The organism is Anaerobacillus sp. 63XJN7_4_ISO-PGPR-S23-413 (genome assembly GCF_056173725.1).
Map to the genome: position 1 here is coordinate 1600578 of NZ_CM149688.1, position 17417 is coordinate 1617994.

Genomic DNA, 17417 nt, shown 5'->3' on the forward strand with positions numbered 1-17417 from the left:
TTCTCTTAGAGAGAGGGGGTTTTTTACGTTTATATGAAGGGAGCATAAATGCGACGAACAAGGTGATACTTTTTACCATACGGTTATGAATGGAGGGTGAAGGTAAATGGATGTTGAAAGTCCGAAAGTGGTTTGTCCTGTATGTAAAGGAAGTTGTGATATGGAAGAATCTCTTACAGCTCAGTCAAATCAAAACGTCATATTTGAGTGTCCAATATGCGGTTATGAGAGACGAAATATTCAAACAAGTAAAGGTTGAAGAAATCCACATGGTGCATGTTCACTAAAGCATGTTATACTTAGGACGTGGTGCTAATAACTAATAATAAATTCGAGGAGGAGCATGGATATGAACCTGTCTCTTGAGAACCGTACATATGTTGTCATGGGCGTTGCAAACAAACGAAGCATTGCCTGGGGAATTGCGCAGGCGCTAAGCAGTGCCGGTGCTAGATTGATTTTTACTTACGCAGGTGAGCGTCTTGAGAAGAATGTTCGCGACCTTGCTGGAACGCTAGATCGTGATGATTCTATTATTTTACCGTGTGATATTACGAATGATGAAGAAATCGAAGCGACATTCGCTCAGATTAAAGAAGAAGTTGGTGTTATTCACGGACTTGCTCACTGTATCGCCTTCGCGAAAACAGAAGAATTAAAGGGCGAGTATCTTGAAACGACGCGCGAAGGTTTCTTGCTAGCGCATAACATTAGCTCATATTCACTCACAGCTGTTTCAAAAGCAGCTCGTCCACTTATGACTGAAGGAGGAAGCATCCTTACGATGACTTACCTTGGTGGCGAACGTGTTGTGAACAACTACAACGTCATGGGCGTAGCAAAAGCCTCGCTTGACGCAAGTGTGAAATACCTTGCGAACGACCTTGGAAAAGACAACATCCGTGTAAACGCGATTTCGGCTGGGCCAATCCGTACACTTGCTGCAAAAGGAATTAATGATTTCAACTCTGTAATTAAAGAGATTGAAGAGAAATCTCCGATGCGTCGTACTGTAACGAAAGAAGACGTCGGAAACACAGCGCTATTCTTAATGAGTGATCTTTCTGGTGGAATTACTGGTGAGATGATTCATGTGGATAGTGGATATAATATTATCGCGACATGATTGAAAAAACCACGACATTTGTCGTGGTTTTTTTTATGCTTGATCAGCGATTGAGATGCCACTTAATGAATTTGTATCAACAATATAAACCTGTGGAGATACGTCATTACAAGATTCATAAGTGAATTTTGCACAGTTAGTTTTATGATTATAGCTAACGAGTGTAAAAGGTGTTGGCCCTTTTATTCCTGTTTCAAGCATAACAAACCCTGCTGTACCTTTCATTTGAAGATAAACCTGTGGTCTTCTAGGAAGTAGCAATTCATGATGGTGGTGCGCTAGTTCTTTCAAGAGAGAAGAGATGCAATCGTGTTCTTTCTTATCATGCTTTTCCTCACACTTTGAATGGTGTTCCTCTTTTTCACACTTGCAATTACAGTGTACTTCTAATTTCCATTCTCCATCATGCTTCGTCCATTTTGAATGATGGTCGTCCTTATCGCATTTGCATTTACGCTGCTTATCTTCGTCTTTCTTATCGCACTTTGAATCATGCTTACGATCCCACTTAGAATCGTAATATTTTTTACTCTTTGGACAGAATTCATCTGAGAATAAAGTACTCAATTAATCGACATCCTTTCTAAACATATTTACCCGATACTGAAAAGGTCAGGTCTACTATAATGTATTAAAGAAGGTACAAGTTGCACCGGATATTCAACCATTTATTAGAAATTAGGTGCAACGCTAGATAGAATTCGTCCAATTTTCTTTAGATTGAGCATATTGTCCATACAAGCTTGTATTGCTTTCATATGATTAATAGAACGGGAGTGGTACTACCGAAATAATAAAAAAAGGATGGATGATATGTTACGACTTAAAGGACTTTTGTGCCAGATGAAGGCAAGCAATACTACAATTGACTACGTTTATACATTTAACACTCAAGAAGAATTAGGGGATCCTTATCTTAGTGGGGTTACAGTACAAGAAGTAGGGCATGACTTCGTTATTTTTAATCAAGTGGGATCAGGCGGATTTGGAACACTTGTAATGCCAATTGATAAAATAGTATGTATCGAATACTAATAGGTATTTAAAAAAGGTTTCAGATTTTGAAACCTTTTTTTGAATAGGAGTGGAACTAGTTGAAGAGAATATCGATTCTTTTTATAACAAATGATGTTTCACATTATATAGAAAAAAGTACTTCGTATTTAATTGCAGAATTACAAAAACAATCTGCTCTCACGATTTGGCATAGTCATGGCGACATTCAATCGATTCTTTCCATGTTAAGAGTGAAGCCAGATTTTATTTTAATGAATGATTTTCATCCTACTTATGGCCGTTACATTACAGGATTAGAGAATACCGATATTCCGATCGGTATCATGATGCATGATTTGCATTACAAAGTTGCCTCACGTAAAAGAATGATGAAACGTGTTCAACCATCAGTTATCTTTACTCATTACCGAGACGCATTCATGGAATCATTTCAAGAGTTTCAAAGCGAAATGGTTTGGTTTCCACACCATGTACCAGAGGTTATTTATCATGACTATCAACTTAACAAAGATATTAATATTTTGATGATGGGATCGATGATATCGAAGCTATACCCATTTCGAAATCAAATGTACGACCACTTAAATAAAAAGAAGGGGTTTAAGTACCATTCTCATCCTGGCTATGACAAGGAGATCGATTCTGGAGTAGTAGGAGAAGTATATGCCCGCGAATTAAACCGTGCTAAACTGTTTCTGACTTGCAATTCCATTTATCACTATCCATTACTTAAATATGTTGAAACGCTCGCTTGCAATACGCTACTTCTTGCTCCAGTAACTAAAGAACTAGAAGATTTAGGATTCAAGAATGAAGAAACCTTTGTGGCAATTGATAACAGCAATTTCTCTGAGAAAGTAAATTATTATTTAGTGAACGAGACAGAAAGACGGCACATCTCTCAGAAAGGCTTTGAAATGGTGAGAGAACGGCACCTAACCTCGATAAGGGTCGAAGAAATGATTAAGCACATTCATAACGTTATATGAATGTGCTATTTTTTATGAGTTTTTCATCATATCAATAAATCGAGAAGCGTATTTTTTTGGATCCAAGTTGTAAGCGATGTGATTCTTAGCTTGAAGTATAAGGGCGTTTCTTAACGTTTTATTTGTCAAAAGGTCTATACCTTCATTGACAGCATCACTCATATCGGAGAGGTCAATAAGTTTACCTGATTGATTATGAAGGACAAAGCTTCTTACACCATCTGAATCTGTCGTTACGACTGGACAGTGACAACTGATCGCTTCAACTAATGCATAACCAAAGCCTTCCACTAACGAAGTAGAGCATAAAAATCCACCTGAATCACCGATCATGGAAAAATACTTGGCCATTTCTACATTAGGCACATTGGAGTAACAAGTGATAATTTCATTCAGTCCAAGTTCACAGCATAAAGTCTCAAATGCTTCCTTTTCGCTCGTAAACGCCAATGTAGGATCATGAAACATCCATATAACTAAATTAGGTTGTCGTTTTCGTAGTTCAAAAACGTATTCCAGGAAACCACGCCAATTTTTATTGGACTCCAACCGACCCACCCATCCGATAATGGGAGCAGAAGAAATCGATGGCGAGTTAATATATTTAAACCGATCTGTATCAAAACAATTATGGAAAGAATAAACAGGGAAATTCGGAATATATTTTTCCACTAATGAAGCAAGGTGAGGCGTGCGAGGATAAAAAATTGCATCAGCATAGGTCGTCACATGACGATGGGCTCGCTGCATCCACCATTCAGCTTCTGGCATGGTTCCGAGGCCCTGTATTTCATAAATCAACTTCCCCTCATATCCGAGAGTTCGAATACGCTTAAGAAATAAATGATCGGAGCATACCATAATGAGCGTATAATTATTTTTTTCGATTAATGCTTGGATCTCTTGATCATTATTCGTCACATAAACAGGTATATCACGAATATTGGCATAGCCGCTTCCTTGTTGCATATACAGAAGTTCGCATGAGACGCCTGCCTCTTTAAGGGCAAGACATCTTTCTCGATTTAATGTTTCAACACCACCACTCGGTAAATAATAGACAAAAAGAACTTTCATCGTTAGCCTCCCATCCTGCTTTTATTACATTATGCATGAAGGAAAAAATATCGAATAAAAAACGAGACCAATTTCGGTCTCGTTTTCTCATTACCCAAACGAAATTCCAGTAAGGGTTATGGGTCCAACTGCATTGGCGCTATCAAGAATAATAAGGCTTTGATCTAACTCTGCTCGTAGAGAGTAGTCATAATAACCGCCTGGGGGATTATTGTCGACAGCAGTGAAAGATATTGTTTGATAATCTGCTACGCTCACATCAATAGAAACACGTGTACTGAAAATAACCATAGAGTTTCTGTAGATTGTAACAAGTATTGTTGGATTTAAAGCAGTCGCTCTAACCCCGATAGTCGCATTAAGTTCAACTTCGCTTACTTGATTGGGAACGTATAGTCCGAAACTAGCTAGCGTTACACGAGAAGGAGAGCGTGGAATGTTTCGAACAATTGAATTGCTAAAAGCTGTTGGAACGCTTTTGTTATAATCAAAAATTTGCTTAGGCATAAGTGACCTCCTCCCTTATCAGGATAGCTTATCCTATGCGGACTAACGAGGGAGGGAATAGACAGGCCTCCCCCTTTTAGAAAAAAAGGGCATTATAAAGTAGTTTTTCAAAATTAGGAGATTGTCCATTGCGGGTTACCGTTTCATACATAAGTTAATTAGTGTAAAAAAAGTGTAAGAAATGAGGGCCGACATGAAGGTTGCGACAATACTGGGCACACGACCAGAAATTATTAGATTAAGTTTGATCATCGATAAACTCGATCAATTAGCTGATGAACACATCCTCATCCATACAGGACAGAATTCAGCACCTTCTCTCCGAGATGTGTTTTTTAAAGAAATGGGCATTCGATCACCAGATTACATGCTTTCAAATACAGCTTCTTCATTAGGAGAGCAGCTATCTTTCATGTTCATGAAGGTAGAGCAAATTCTCCTCACACATCAACCAGATCGTATTTTAATTCTGGGAGACACGAATTCAGCTTTATGTGCTGTGCTGGCGGAGCGTTTAAACATTCCTGTCACACATATGGAAGCTGGAAATCGCTGTTTTGATCTTGAAGTACCTGAAGAGAAAAATCGTAAAGTGATCGATGCTGTATCTAGCTATAATTTGCCCTACACTCCTCAAAGTAGAGAAAATCTATTAAGAGAAGGGTTTCCATCAAACAGAATTTACGTTACTGGTAATCCTATTCTTGAGGTACTAACGCACTACGAATCATCGATTCAACAAAGTGACATTTTACGTTCGCTGAAGCTAGAAGAAAAAGACTATTTTCTAGTGACGATTCATCGAGCTGAGAATGTAGATCATCCGAAGAAATTGAAAGAAATTTTCGATGGGTTAACCCTCATTGCGATGGAATATAAGAAGAGAATTATTTGCAGTATTCATCCAAGAACCAAATCAAAGTTAACGGCAGAATATGCTGATAGCTTGGACTCGCTTATTGAACTGCACGAGCCGTTTGGATTTATTGACTTTGTGAGACTTGAGAAGTCAGCGTTCTGCGTTCTAACAGATAGCGGAACAGTGCAAGAGGAATGTTGTTTGTTCCGGGTACCAGCTGTTACAGTTCGATCCACAACTGAACGTCCTGAGACGATCGCATGTGGAAGCAATATGATCTCAGGCATTGATGCTGCGAGTATAAAACGAGCTGTTGACGTAATGCTTTATCATCAACCAAATTGGATGATTCCAACTGGTTATGAGGATTTAAATGTATCAGACCGAGTAGTGAAATTTATTTTAGGAGGAATACAAATTGTTCCGTGATCAAACGATACTGGTAACAGGAGGAACTGGATCCTGGGGCCATGAGTTAATAAAACAGCTGTTGCAAAAATCGCCAAAAGAAATTCGTGTTTTATCGAGAAATGAAACGAGCCAGGTTGAAATGAAGAGGGAATTTCATCAAGACCCACGACTAACATTTCTAATCGGAGATATTAAAGAAAGAGAAGGTTTATTAGAAGCTGGAAAGGGCGTTGATTATTTATTCCATCTTGCTGCATTGAAGCACGTGCCTGTCTGTGAAGACCAACCGATTGAGGCTTTAAATACAAATGTTATCGGCACACAAAATGTGATTAAAACGGCGATCGAGAATAATGTGAAGAAAGTTGTTTACATTTCGACAGACAAAGCTGCAAATCCATCTAATTTCTACGGGTTTTCAAAGGCAATGGGTGAGCGGTTGATCATTCATGCGAACACGCTCAAGTCGAATACTACCTTTGTATGCGTGAGAGGTGGAAACGTCCTTGGAACAAACGGAAGCGTCATTCATGTTTTTAAAAATCAAATTCAAAACAAAGCTGAAATCGGCATTACTCATCCAGAAATGACGCGTTTTTTCTTAACGATTGAAGACGCCATTAAACTACTATTCAAAGCCACGTATGAAAGTAGAGGCGGCGAGATTTTTGTTATGAAGATGCCAACTTGTAAAATCATAGATCTTGCGGAAGTTCTCATCGAGGCATCGGGCGTCCAGAACGTAAAAATACGTGAACAGGGGATAAGACCAGGAGAGAAGCTTCATGAAATACTTTTCTCGGAATATGAAAGTCAATCAACAGTGTACTACGACAAAGAGTACTTCGTTATTTTGCCTGCAATCAAAATTACTGGTCTGAATGAGAGATATGCGAACTTTCAACCTGTTACTCTAAAAAACTATAACTCTGGTGAAGATGTTATGACGAAAGCAGAAATCAAAGCCATGCTCATTAAAGGTGGGTTCATCTAATGAAGCTGCTAGTACTTGGAGGAAAAGGAATGGCAGGTCATGTTCTGACTGCCTATTTCCAAAAAAAGTATAAAGACGTTTATTTCACTTCAAGAGATGCTAGTGATCCGCACGGGTATGTGTTAGATGTTCTTGATACCGTGCAATTAGAGTCGGTCATCGATGAGGTCCAGCCGGATGTTGTGATAAATGCGATTGGCGTGTTGAATGATGCTGCAGAACAAAATGAGCAACTTGCTTTTCAGGTTAATGCATTACTGCCACATCAACTTGTGAAATTAATGAACCGTAGAAAAGGTAAAGTTGTTCATATAAGTTCAGATTGTGTCTTTAAAGGAGATAAAGGCAACTATACAGAATCAGATCAGCCTGATGGAATCACGGTTTATGCCAAATCGAAGGCGCTCGGAGAAGTAACGGAATTCCCTCATTTGACAGTCCGAACTTCCATTGTAGGACCTGAACTAAAGGGAAATGGGATTGGTCTCTTACAATGGTTTCTCAAACAGAAAGGTGAAATAAAAGGGTTTGATCAGGCGTTCTGGAATGGGGTTACGACATTAGAGCTTGCGAAAGCGATCGACTCTTTAATCCAACAAGAAACGACAGGGCTATACCATCTGCATGCACCTGAGACAGTTTCGAAATTTGAGCTACTTACTCTTTTTAAAGAAGTATTTCAAAAGGAAGATGTAACAATTGTCCCTTCTAGCGAATTAAAGTTAGATCGAACGATTGTTCATACTCGTACTGATGCTTTTTACGACGTACAACCTTACCGAGCTATGCTTCAGGAGTTAAAAGCATGGATGAAGGATTATGCCTAAACAAACGGTTCTTGTTACAGGGGCAACTGGTTTTACAGGGGCTCATGCCATTAAGAAATTAAAGCAGGATTATCATGTTATTGGAATATCCCGCAGTGCAAATCCTAACATGTTTCGTGTAGATCTTAGCGATCAGTATGCTGTAAATGAAATGATGGCCAAAACAATGCCCGATATGATTCTTCACTTAGCAGGACAAAACCATGTACAACAGTCCTGGGAAGAACCAGTCTCTACTTTTGAAACGAACGTGCTCGCTACGCTTTATCTTTTGGAGGCAGCTAGAAAACACGTGCCAAACTGTCGAATTGTCGTTGTTGGATCTGCCCTTCAAGCAGAAAAAGCGTATCCTCACCCATATAGTTTTAGTAAATCACTCCAGGCCAACTTAGCGAAAGCCTGGGGAGATTTATATGGAATGCAAATAATTTTAGCTGTTCCATGTAACTTAATCGGTCCCGGTCCATCTACTGGTGTTTGTTCAGCGATTGCAAGACAGCTAATTAACGAAGAGAATCGGGATAAAGATAAAGAAATACAATTATCTAATGCCTTTGCTACGCGAGATTACCTTGATGTGAGAGACGCAGTGAGAGCATATCAAGTGCTTCTAGAGTATGGTGAAGTAGGCATAGCTTACGAGATTGGAAGTGGGTGTTATCGAACCCTTGAAGAAGTTATCGCTGAATTTCAAAAGCTAATACCATACCCTATAAACGCCTCATATCTAGAACGCAAGAAGGAACAGGCATCATTGAACTCATCTAACAAGATGAACAAACTTGGTTGGAAGCCAACTATCTCATTTGAGAAATCTCTTAGGGATATGATGGAGTATGTCAAAAAATCTTAAAAGAAAAGAGGGAGAGTATGAAGAAAGTATCAATCATTATCCCCTTTTATAACTGTGAATATATTGATGCAGCGATTGAAAGTGCGTTGGCCCAGACGTATAAGAACATTGAAGTGATCGTGATTAATGATGGTTCAACGCTCTATACAGAGAAAATTAAACCTTACTACGGACGAATTCGCTATATTGAACAGGGAAATAAAGGGACAGCAGGGGCGTTAAATACGGGAATTGCTAATGCAACAGGTGATTATTTTACATGGCTCAGTGCTGACGATTTCTATTTACCACATAAAGTAGAACGGCAAGTAAATGATTTAGAAGCATCCGATCGCGTGATAGGTTATTCATCCTATGTTTTGATGAATGAATATGGAGAAGTAACAAGCGGATCAGTGGGGGTTTCTTTCCGGGATCGATTTGCATTTTTGCATCATTTAAGAAAAGGTTGTGCCATTAACGGCTGTACAGTTATGGTCCAAATGGATGTGTTGCGAAAGTTAAATGGATTTGATGAAACATTACGTTTTACACATGACTATGATTTATGGGCCCGTATTGCAAAGGATCATGCCTTTTCTTATATAGACGAATGTCTTGTTCAATACCGGGTGCATAGTGAGATGGGAACACAACGACACAGTGAAGCCATTCGAACAGAACTTCGTCATGTGAAAAAGAAAGTTAGAATGCTCCTTCAAGAAGCGTATCTGAAAGAGCGTATGCAATTATGAAATTCACCTTCCCAATCATTACTCTATGTAAAGGCGGCGCACAAAGAATGCTGGCTGAAATGACGAATGGTCTCGTAGACCGTGGCCATGAAGTCATCATTCTGATGCCAAAAACCGGTGTGATTGAATATCCAATAAAATCAACTGTCAAACGAACGACAGAGCTATACGGGATACCAGAATCTTCTTATCCGAAAGCAGATGTTATTGTATCGAACTATTATACGCTTATTGAGGACGCCGAAAACGCTAGTAGGAACAAGAAAGGTATTCACATAAGAATAAGTCTGTGTTATGAACCAACCTTTTTACCTGAACAAGAATTATCCTTCCCAAGTTATCATGTAACGCCAAACCTCATTGTATTATCGAAATGGCAGCAAGACCTGATTCGATTAAATCATGGCATTACTGGCTCAATCGTACCTGTAGGAATTAGTGACCAATTTTATAATATGGGTACACGGTTATTAAATAAAGTCCCTAATCTTACAGCGATACTAAGAAGGCCAGAGGGAGGTCATTCCTGGCATCGTGAGCAAAATTACCTGTTAGAGCAACTGGCTATTGTTCAAAAGTCATACCCTAATGCCAAATACACATTAATTAGTCCACCTAATGAGTTGGCTGCTTCTAAAGCGCTTCAAATGATTAAAGCATCAGGGAAGTATCGCTATCTCACACCGGCTGATGATCGAGAGTTGGCTTATCATTACAATGAAGCAGACATATTTGTCAATTCTTCTACTTATGATACGGCTTCACTTCCTGGACTTGAAGCCATGAAGTGTGGAGCTGCACTCGTCACAACGTATAACGGAGGTAATTTAGATTATTGCAAACACGGCGTGAATTCCCTGCTTTCTTACCGCTATGAAAATCGACTAGCAGAAGACGTTATGACACTACTAAGCCAACCAAATCTAAGAAAAGAGATCGCATTAAATGGAGAGAAAGAAACAGAGAAATGGACGTGGAAGCGAAGCGTCGACGCCTTTTTGAATGCTGTTCACTCCATAATAAAAACGACCGGATAATCCGGTCGTTTACTGTGTATTTGGCTTCCAAGTCGTTTTACCACATGTGTTGCATCCTTTTATTTGAGTGGGCCGCGACTTCCTTGTTCTTCTTGTACGTTTCACTTTTTTATATAATTCTTGAATATCTGCTTTCTTCATCTTTCTCCTCCTGACAGGCTTTTCTATACCTTTGTACATCTTATTCTGTTAGGAAGAGTAAGGTGTGAAGTTGATTACTTCTTCTGATGAAATGGGTTAATGACTGATGTGTTCCGCTGTTTATGATTAAACTTAAATGGATCAAAAGGAGATGGTTCAAAAAGTGTACTAGACTGAGAAAAAGGGTTGATTGGCTGATGATTTTGATTTGGTGAAGTCGTTTGTGGCTCTGTTTTTTGTTGAGGAACGATCGCATCAGGAACATCGGGCCACTCAGACAGAGGGTGATCCGTTTTTTGATGTGATGCAAGCGTTGGATTCACTTCTTCTAAAACGTTTGTAACTAATCTTTCATACATACCGATTGAAATGTGATGTACCGGCTTGAAATAGGGTTTCATAAAATATTGAATGATCATATAGGAAATCCATTCAATTGCAGTATAATGATCATCTTCTTTAATAAAGCAAGTCATTGTGGATCCATTGAAAGGAAGCCAGGCATTTTTGTGAATTCTTTTTTGTAAATCAAGGCTCTTATAGTCGAGTGCTTTCGGGCGTACTTTTTTGTTCCCGATCAAAATGGATAGGGGAGAAGCGAGGTGTGAGGCTACATCCATTGTGATCGATAGGTCACTGTTTTCTTCCATATGTGTAGCATCGATTCCCGTATGCCTTACTAACTCCATAAGGGAATAAGCATAGTGGCTCCACTCGGAAGTGAGATGCAGCTTCTTCCCTTCTAAAGGCATCGTAAGAACATTGTCGTTCATCTGCAGCCCCCAGTATGGAAGAAGTAATAATAGCGCATTTAATTCTTCGCTTGAGAGCTTACAAATCACTTTATCTTTCCAGATGAGATTTATCAAAAAATCTTCTCCTTTCTTCTCCATGAGAAACGCATATGAAATTTGGGCAGCTCCTTCTGTTGCATTTCTGTGCTAATTCCATAGTATGTAGTGAATCAACCTATCATGTGAAAGAAAGGAAGGAACGATATGGGTCACAAACAACATAAGCAACGCACCGTTCCTACAGCTACAAATAGCCTACAGGATGAGTGCATTCGCGTTCAAAAAGTATACGATTGGGTAACCGATCAGCTTTCTGTAAAGAAGAAAATCAAATTTACAGATCATGAGCTTAAAAAGATCGAATGTGCTATGGAAGATCCAAGCCGCCGTCCCCTTCGTATTGTATGTAAAACACCAGAAGCACCTCCTTTGTTCCCACTCTCAGGCAGCGAGCATACAGAAGATGACTTTTTCTGTGAACAAATTGGAGAAAAACGGGATGTTAGCGTAGCAATCCCTGGTGGGGGATTTGCAGATGCTCAACTCGTTGACCTTTTATTTACAACTGATGTAAAGGTGAAGGTTGTCGACCGACATGGCGATTTAGTAACAGAGGTCGATTGCAACGCATCTGTTCTTGAATCATTTGTGCTATGCTTCCCGAATGGAACAGATCTCTTCTGTCGAATCACTAAAATTGTATGCCGCATTCCTTCAGGAACTGTATTATTAAACTGTCCTGCACCATCTTCATTTGATCTAGAAGTTATTTTCTGTGTAGACATTCAAGTAGAAGCTGAAGTGAAACTAGAGGTTCTTGCGAAGTTCTGTTCACCTCGTGATAATGATCTAATTGCACCTGACTTGATCGATGAGTGTCCTCCAATTGAATTCCCGGAACAGTGTCCAGACATCTTCCCTCGTCCAAATTGTGATTGCTCACTAAGTGGGGAAGCGAGTGGAGAAATAGACTGTGATGATGATTCTGGTAAAGCAACACTGCTTGTAAACATTTGTGATAATTGTAGTCTTACTGGAAGCTCTATGAAACTTAATTTCCATGACACAGACTCAAGCGATGGAAAGAACGATTTTACATTCACTGCAACGAGCTTCGATCAAGATACTCTTAAGTGCGAAGAATGTGGAGATGGTTTGAAGTTCATCGTTGAAGGTAGCGGTGTAACGGATCGCGGTCGTACGTTTGACTTTAAACTTGCTGTAGTTGACGCAGACGACGATCAGTGGTTTGAAGTGCATTTATTAAACCGTAGAGGAAAAGTTGTCTTTAATACAGGAACTGTGGAAGTTGAAGAAGGCGATCTTACCGTTGATGATTGCATCACATTTGATGATATTAAATACAAGAAACAGTCATAAATCAGTAGTGCAGGAGATCATATCCTGCACTTTTTTGTTATGAAAAGAGACCTATCACTCATACATATAGAATGTAGCGCTGGTAAGAGAGGGGGAGGTTCCATGCAGGGTGAAAAATTGAGTTATTCTCGTCTCATTTCACGTACGAAATATTTTCAAGAAAAATCGCTGGAACTTGAGAAAGAACTTATTTTTGCGAACGATCAATTAGCTTCGCTTGAGAAGCAAATCGAGTTAAGTAAGGAGCAGGAGAAAACGATTGCTCATTTGCAGGAAGAGTTAAATTTATTAGAAAAAGAGCTTGAAAACCAGGCAAAAGAGCATGTGCTGATTAAGGAAGAAGTAGAAGAGAAGAAAAGTGTTGCGCAAGATGATGTAAGGATACAAGGATATGAAAACCTTCTTGCAGAGATGCAAATAGAAATCAATGAAAAAGACAAGCGGCTTCAGCATTATCAAGGAAAAGTGAAAAACCTTGAGAAGCGGGCGCAGTATCAAAAGAACGAAGAAGTATCAGAGTCAGTCAAGGAAACAGATGAAATAGCTGCGACTTACGCTGTGAGCTACTTCAATACTTCTATAATTATTAGCGATAAGCAGACGGTTATGATTCGTGGCGATTTACAAATTGAAAATTGTGGAACAACGAAATTGCGTAGTCCTCTTGTTTGCTTTCGCTTTTTGCCGAGAGAGGCCGCTACCTTAAAAGGGCGTATTTATTCCATTGATGATGTGGAGACAAAAGGCGTTGATGCAAGCGATCGAATTCAGTGGGTATTTCCTGATCATGATTGGTTAGAGAAATCAAAAGAGAAGGGAGAAATTTGGATTTCTCCGTTACACCCAGTGATATTGAAACCTGGAGATAAGATCGGGATCGAAAGTTTTCAAATCCCAATTAAATCTGAATTTAAAGAGCCTGTTATTATTGAAGGATTTGTTTATTTTCAAAAAGAGAATTATAAAATAAAAGTTTCAAATCAAATAGCCTTGAGCTACTAATATAGATGGCGCCCATACCCACTATCCTCCTCCTGCATAGGATAATGTGAAGTAAGAGGATAAGAGGGGGAGGATTTAGAATGTCTGAGAAGAAGAGAAAACCGCAAGTCATTCATGTAGACCGTGTTATCATTAAAGCGAATGAAGTAATTATAAAAGAAGAGCGAGATGATCATGAGTATAAGACAGATGATAACCGCAGTAGCCGTCGTGATCCGTGGGGGTTTTTCTCGTCAAACGAAACAGGTGGAGAAAACGAAAGTAAGAAAGAAGAAAGAGCTACCGACGATGATGATAAGGGATTTACTTGGTTTTAAGAGCAGCTTTTTCTGCTCTTTTTTTATGTCTTTACTTTTTGTAGGAAAATCCCCTCATCTTTCTTCCATTCTAAAAGCAATACTTCATGGTAGTGATCTATGTGTTGCTCTTTCAATGTTTGTTGAAGCCAACCCTCATTAAGACCAGCTTCCTGCAAATTTCCCCAATCCACTTTTCCATCAGAGATAATGGAGTAAGCAAGATAGCCTCGTTCCGATTTGAGATTAAAATCCTGCTTCGTGGGCTCTTGATAGTCTGATTTCTTTAAAACACTAATACTTCCATTTGTTTCAAGAATAGCAAATTCAACCTCTTTCATCGAGAAAACATCTTTTTGTCGCAATAAATTTTGCAATTGATTAATATCAAGCTTGTTCTTCTTTAATTGCACACGGTTAATCTGGCCGTTATGAATGACGATCGATGGACTTCCTTCGAGGAAAGAACGCGTCCCGCGAAATTTTTGAGTAACCCATTCGACAACGTAGATCAATATGCCCCATAAAAAAACGGAATACATTATTGAAAATATATTTACATGCTTATCATATATCGCATTTCCCACAAGCTCTCCAAGGACTAGAGAAGAAATAAAATCAAAAGGGGTTATTTGTGTAATTTGAGTTTTTCCGAGTGCTTTCGTTAAAATCAATAATGCAAGAAAGCCGACAAGTAGCTCCAGCGTAATTGATCCAACATTCAAAGGATCACCTTCTCCATATTGTTTTCCTTTCTTAGGATGTACGAAAAAGGAAAAAATAAATTGAAAATGGAAGGTAAAATTTATTTTGCACTTTAATAACTATTGCATGGTTGGTTTAGAGGAGTAAGATGACAATAAAAAAGACACTGGTAAGAACCAGTGTCAAAAGTTTTTTGTCATTGTAACGTGTGGAATACCAGCATCCATAAATTCTTCTGAAACCGTATTGTATCCAAGTCTTTCATAAAAACCTACAGCTGTTAATTGTGCGTTAAGCTTCATTCCCTTAAGATTCATCCCACTTGCATGTTTCTCAATTGCTTGCATAAGTTGTAGACCAATTCCCGTTTTTCGGTATTCGAGAAGTACGCATATACGCTCCACTTTAGCCAATTGATCTTTCATACGATAACGGCCAGCAGCTACAGGGGAATTCTGGTCATATGCCACAAAGTGAGTAGCTTCCACTTCAAACTCGTCTATTTCTAGTTCAGCGGGAACGTTTTGTTCTTCAACAAAAACCTCATACCTTACTTTAAAGGCATCGTCTCTTTCTTTATCAGTTTCCACAACACGAACTACCATTAGCGAACTTTGCCAAGATGGAACGTTTCATAAACGGTCCACATACCATTTTCTAATTGATAAAGAAGCTGGAAGCGATCGATCGTTTCTTCGTGATTAACATCTTTCATCTGCAAGCTACCATATACATCAGAATGTTCATCATCCGAAAGGTTCTGTGCGATCGTAATGTGAGGCACAAAGTTGTAGTCACGTTCCGAAAGTGCCTCTTCAGGATTTAGCTTTCTATGCAAATCATCAAGAACTTCATTGTCTTTTACTTTAAAATAAATCACGTTGTTAACAGGATTAAAAGATCCTACTTTATAAACATGCATTGAAAAAGGTTTAGACTCATCAGAGATTTTGTGTAGCACAGGTGTTAATTTCTGAATTTCTTCTTCCGTTGCATCAAAGCCCTCGCGTAAAGTCAAATGTGGTGGAATGAGCGCATAGTGCGGATCATAACGTTTTCGAAAGGAGTTAGCAACGTCTGCTAGTTTTTTCGATGGGAAAATTGCAATGCCGTATTTCATATTCCATTCCCTCCTGGTTAATATACTCGATTGCCATTAATGACAAGTCATATAATGTTCCATTTATAATTATACCAAAAATTCAAAAATAAGAAACGATTGACTCACTTAGAGTTTAAACATGTGTAAAAGAGAGCGTTTCATATCCGGTTGCCAGTTCTTCCAAAGGTGACCGCCTTCGAATTCATCATAGAAATAATCAAAATCTTTTTCCTTTATAATTTTATTTAATTTACGGTTCGGATTAATAAAATTTTTGGTTTTCCCATCTGTTGTAGGTACTTCTGTTTCTTCTGTTCCGATAATATGGTATAGAGATAGCAACTCAGGCTCAGCAAAGTCCTCTACCTTATTCATGATTGCCTCATCTACATATGGTGAATGAAGGATAGCCCTACCAAACGTTCTTGGATAGTCAAGAGAAGCGCGCAAAGCGACTGTAGCTGCTAAAGAGTCCCCAATTAATCCTCTTCCATAACCAAGATGGTAGGTAGCATACTGTTCATCTAAATAAGGAACAAGTTCATTCGCAAGAAAACGAAGATAATCATCTGACTGCTCTCCGTCTGGATGATATTTTCTCCAGCGATCTTCCACACTTTTATAGGGAATCCCTACAATAATGAGCTCTTCTATTTCGTCATCTTCAATTAGTTCATCGGCTGTGCGGCCAAGTCTTCCTAATTTAAAGTAATCGCTCCCATCATTAGCGATAAGAAAAGAGTATTTGTATAGTGGTGAATAATTATATGGTAAATAAACTTGGAAAGGAATTTCTTCTTTTAAATAGTGACTGTAGATGCTTTCATCTTTGTATGTACCTCGATTCATTGCAGTGCCTCCTGTAAAATTGTTGAAATAGTTTGATTGTTTGACAATGTAAAAAACATTAGTGATATAATGATTCTAACACATAATTATTTATCGTTTACAGAGAGGGGTCTTATTATGAAGAAGCGCATCCATAGTAGAGAAACAGAAGCAGCAGCAAAAGCCCTAATAAAAGAACGTGGCGTTACAATCGAGGATATTGCAGAAATTGTTTACGAAATGCAATCCCCTTATGTAGATGATCTTTCCATGGAGGACTGTGTCGAAAGTGTTGAGGCTGTTCTCACAAAACGAGAAATCCAGCATGCGGTTCTTGTTGGAATTGAACTAGATAAGCTAGCGGAACAAGGGAAGCTTTCTGAACCACTTCAATCCATTGTTGAGACGGATGAAGGGTTATTTGGTGTTGATGAAACAATCGCACTTGGTGCTGTATTCGGCTACGGTAGTATAGCTGTTACGACATTCGGTCACCTTGATAAACAAAAATTTGGTATCATCGAAAAGCTTGATACAAAAGTAGGGGAAAGTGTTCATACCTTCCTTGATGATCTCATCGCAAGCATTGCGGCAAATGCATCTAGTCGCCTAGCGCATCGTCTGCGTGATCGAGAGGAATCCCTTGATAAAGAAGAGCGTGAAAAGCGAGATAAAGAAGAACGAATCGGATAAATGAAAGGGCATCGTTTCGGTGCCCTTTTTTCTAATATTTTCCCA

Annotated in this window: 23 protein-coding genes; 14 read left to right on the plus strand and 9 right to left on the minus strand. The window is 38.9% G+C overall.

Annotated features, from left to right (window positions below):
- The first annotated feature begins 89 nt into the window (after nucleotides 1–89).
- Both AC0VYO_RS08690 and fabI read left to right on the plus strand, forming a co-directional pair.
- Nucleotides 90–287, plus strand: a complete 198-nt coding sequence (locus AC0VYO_RS08690) for a hypothetical protein (protein ID WP_475369087.1) — start codon at nucleotides 90–92, stop codon at nucleotides 285–287.
- A gap of 62 nt (nucleotides 288–349) precedes the next feature.
- Nucleotides 350–1126, plus strand: a complete 777-nt coding sequence (fabI, locus tag AC0VYO_RS08695) for an enoyl-ACP reductase FabI (RefSeq protein WP_194221216.1) — start codon at nucleotides 350–352, stop codon at nucleotides 1124–1126.
- A gap of 33 nt (nucleotides 1127–1159) precedes the next feature.
- Here fabI and AC0VYO_RS08700 read toward each other — a convergent pair whose 3' ends face one another.
- Nucleotides 1160–1693: a hypothetical protein gene (locus tag AC0VYO_RS08700; protein ID WP_430242082.1), complete on the minus strand. Its 534-nt coding sequence runs from the start codon at nucleotides 1691–1693 to the stop codon at nucleotides 1160–1162.
- Nucleotides 1694–1939: 246 nt separating this feature from the next.
- Here AC0VYO_RS08700 and AC0VYO_RS08705 point away from each other — a divergent pair, with 246 nt between their 5' ends.
- Together AC0VYO_RS08705 and AC0VYO_RS08710 are read left to right on the plus strand one after the other, a co-directional pair.
- The gene (locus AC0VYO_RS08705) at nucleotides 1940–2161 is read left to right on the plus strand and encodes a hypothetical protein (RefSeq protein WP_303534855.1); all 222 of its coding nucleotides are present in this window, start codon (nucleotides 1940–1942) and stop codon (nucleotides 2159–2161) included.
- A 59-nt stretch (nucleotides 2162–2220) separates the two neighbouring features.
- Nucleotides 2221–3132 carry a glycosyltransferase gene (locus tag AC0VYO_RS08710; protein WP_475367193.1) on the plus strand — a complete coding sequence of 304 codons (912 nt, stop codon included), beginning with the start codon at nucleotides 2221–2223 and terminating at the stop codon, nucleotides 3130–3132.
- A gap of 12 nt (nucleotides 3133–3144) precedes the next feature.
- Here the strand turns inward: AC0VYO_RS08710 and AC0VYO_RS08715 are convergent, their stop codons facing one another.
- Both AC0VYO_RS08715 and AC0VYO_RS08720 read right to left on the minus strand, forming a co-directional pair.
- Complete coding sequence (locus AC0VYO_RS08715) at nucleotides 3145–4209, minus strand: glycosyltransferase family 4 protein (protein ID WP_430242076.1); 1065 nt, start codon at nucleotides 4207–4209, stop codon at nucleotides 3145–3147.
- Between the two features lie 90 nt (nucleotides 4210–4299).
- On the minus strand, nucleotides 4300–4716 hold the full coding sequence (locus AC0VYO_RS08720) for a hypothetical protein (protein WP_430242074.1): 417 nt from the start codon (nucleotides 4714–4716) through the stop codon (nucleotides 4300–4302).
- Between the two features lie 193 nt (nucleotides 4717–4909).
- On the opposite strand from AC0VYO_RS08720, the gene wecB reads away from it, so the two are divergent.
- Genes wecB through AC0VYO_RS08750 form a run of 6 tightly spaced genes read left to right on the plus strand, consistent with a single transcriptional unit; the run spans nucleotide 4910 to nucleotide 10431 of the window.
- Complete coding sequence (wecB, locus tag AC0VYO_RS08725; protein ID WP_475367194.1) at nucleotides 4910–6004, plus strand: non-hydrolyzing UDP-N-acetylglucosamine 2-epimerase; 1095 nt, start codon at nucleotides 4910–4912, stop codon at nucleotides 6002–6004.
- Nucleotides 5994–6980, plus strand: a complete 987-nt coding sequence (locus AC0VYO_RS08730) for a polysaccharide biosynthesis protein (RefSeq protein ID WP_475367195.1) — start codon at nucleotides 5994–5996, stop codon at nucleotides 6978–6980. The genes wecB and AC0VYO_RS08730 overlap by 11 nt, the downstream gene beginning before the upstream one ends.
- Complete coding sequence (locus AC0VYO_RS08735) at nucleotides 6980–7807, plus strand: dTDP-4-dehydrorhamnose reductase family protein (RefSeq protein WP_475368871.1); 828 nt, start codon at nucleotides 6980–6982, stop codon at nucleotides 7805–7807. The genes AC0VYO_RS08730 and AC0VYO_RS08735 overlap by 1 nt, the downstream gene beginning before the upstream one ends.
- Nucleotides 7800–8660: an NAD-dependent epimerase/dehydratase family protein gene (locus tag AC0VYO_RS08740; protein ID WP_475368872.1), complete on the plus strand. Its 861-nt coding sequence runs from the start codon at nucleotides 7800–7802 to the stop codon at nucleotides 8658–8660. Before AC0VYO_RS08735 ends, AC0VYO_RS08740 begins: the two co-directional genes overlap by 8 nt.
- Before the next feature lie 17 nt (nucleotides 8661–8677).
- Nucleotides 8678–9394 carry a glycosyltransferase family 2 protein gene (locus AC0VYO_RS08745; RefSeq protein WP_430242065.1) on the plus strand — a complete coding sequence of 239 codons (717 nt, stop codon included), beginning with the start codon at nucleotides 8678–8680 and terminating at the stop codon, nucleotides 9392–9394.
- Entirely contained in the window at nucleotides 9391–10431 is a 1041-nt protein-coding gene (locus AC0VYO_RS08750) for a glycosyltransferase family 4 protein (RefSeq protein WP_475367198.1), read from the plus strand. Before AC0VYO_RS08745 ends, AC0VYO_RS08750 begins: the two co-directional genes overlap by 4 nt.
- A gap of 9 nt (nucleotides 10432–10440) precedes the next feature.
- Here AC0VYO_RS08750 and AC0VYO_RS08755 read toward each other — a convergent pair whose 3' ends face one another.
- Both AC0VYO_RS08755 and AC0VYO_RS08760 read right to left on the minus strand, forming a co-directional pair.
- On the minus strand, nucleotides 10441–10572 hold the full coding sequence (locus AC0VYO_RS08755; protein ID WP_475368873.1) for a hypothetical protein: 132 nt from the start codon (nucleotides 10570–10572) through the stop codon (nucleotides 10441–10443).
- A gap of 74 nt (nucleotides 10573–10646) precedes the next feature.
- Entirely contained in the window at nucleotides 10647–11465 is an 819-nt protein-coding gene (locus AC0VYO_RS08760) for a hypothetical protein (protein ID WP_475368874.1), read from the minus strand.
- A gap of 105 nt (nucleotides 11466–11570) precedes the next feature.
- Here AC0VYO_RS08760 and AC0VYO_RS08765 point away from each other — a divergent pair, with 105 nt between their 5' ends.
- The 3 genes from AC0VYO_RS08765 to AC0VYO_RS08775 all read left to right on the plus strand — a co-directional run bounded on the left by AC0VYO_RS08765 (nucleotide 11571) and on the right by AC0VYO_RS08775 (nucleotide 14065).
- Nucleotides 11571–12746, plus strand: a complete 1176-nt coding sequence (locus tag AC0VYO_RS08765; RefSeq protein WP_430242058.1) for a BMQ_0737 family morphogenetic spore coat protein — start codon at nucleotides 11571–11573, stop codon at nucleotides 12744–12746.
- Nucleotides 12747–12848: 102 nt separating this feature from the next.
- The gene (locus tag AC0VYO_RS08770; RefSeq protein ID WP_475368875.1) at nucleotides 12849–13748 is read left to right on the plus strand and encodes a hypothetical protein; all 900 of its coding nucleotides are present in this window, start codon (nucleotides 12849–12851) and stop codon (nucleotides 13746–13748) included.
- 80 nt (nucleotides 13749–13828) lie between these two features.
- Entirely contained in the window at nucleotides 13829–14065 is a 237-nt protein-coding gene (locus tag AC0VYO_RS08775) for a hypothetical protein (RefSeq protein WP_475368876.1), read from the plus strand.
- Between the two features lie 23 nt (nucleotides 14066–14088).
- Here the strand turns inward: AC0VYO_RS08775 and AC0VYO_RS08780 are convergent, their stop codons facing one another.
- The 4 genes from AC0VYO_RS08780 to AC0VYO_RS08795 all read right to left on the minus strand — a co-directional run bounded on the left by AC0VYO_RS08780 (nucleotide 14089) and on the right by AC0VYO_RS08795 (nucleotide 16700).
- Nucleotides 14089–14769, minus strand: coding sequence for a DUF421 domain-containing protein (locus AC0VYO_RS08780; protein ID WP_475368877.1), 681 nt, complete (start codon nucleotides 14767–14769; stop codon nucleotides 14089–14091).
- 162 nt (nucleotides 14770–14931) lie between these two features.
- Nucleotides 14932–15354, minus strand: coding sequence for a GNAT family N-acetyltransferase (locus tag AC0VYO_RS08785; protein WP_475368878.1), 423 nt, complete (start codon nucleotides 15352–15354; stop codon nucleotides 14932–14934).
- Nucleotides 15354–15869 (minus strand): YjcG family protein, encoded by a 516-nt coding sequence (locus AC0VYO_RS08790; protein ID WP_194221238.1) that lies wholly within the window; start codon nucleotides 15867–15869, stop codon nucleotides 15354–15356. Before AC0VYO_RS08790 ends, AC0VYO_RS08785 begins: the two co-directional genes overlap by 1 nt.
- Nucleotides 15870–15977: 108 nt before the next feature.
- Complete coding sequence (locus tag AC0VYO_RS08795; protein WP_371017504.1) at nucleotides 15978–16700, minus strand: alpha/beta hydrolase; 723 nt, start codon at nucleotides 16698–16700, stop codon at nucleotides 15978–15980.
- A gap of 117 nt (nucleotides 16701–16817) precedes the next feature.
- Between AC0VYO_RS08795 and AC0VYO_RS08800 the strand changes: the two genes are divergently transcribed.
- Nucleotides 16818–17372, plus strand: a complete 555-nt coding sequence (locus AC0VYO_RS08800) for a phosphatidylglycerophosphatase A family protein (protein ID WP_194221240.1) — start codon at nucleotides 16818–16820, stop codon at nucleotides 17370–17372.
- The last annotated feature ends 45 nt before the right edge of the window (nucleotides 17373–17417 follow it).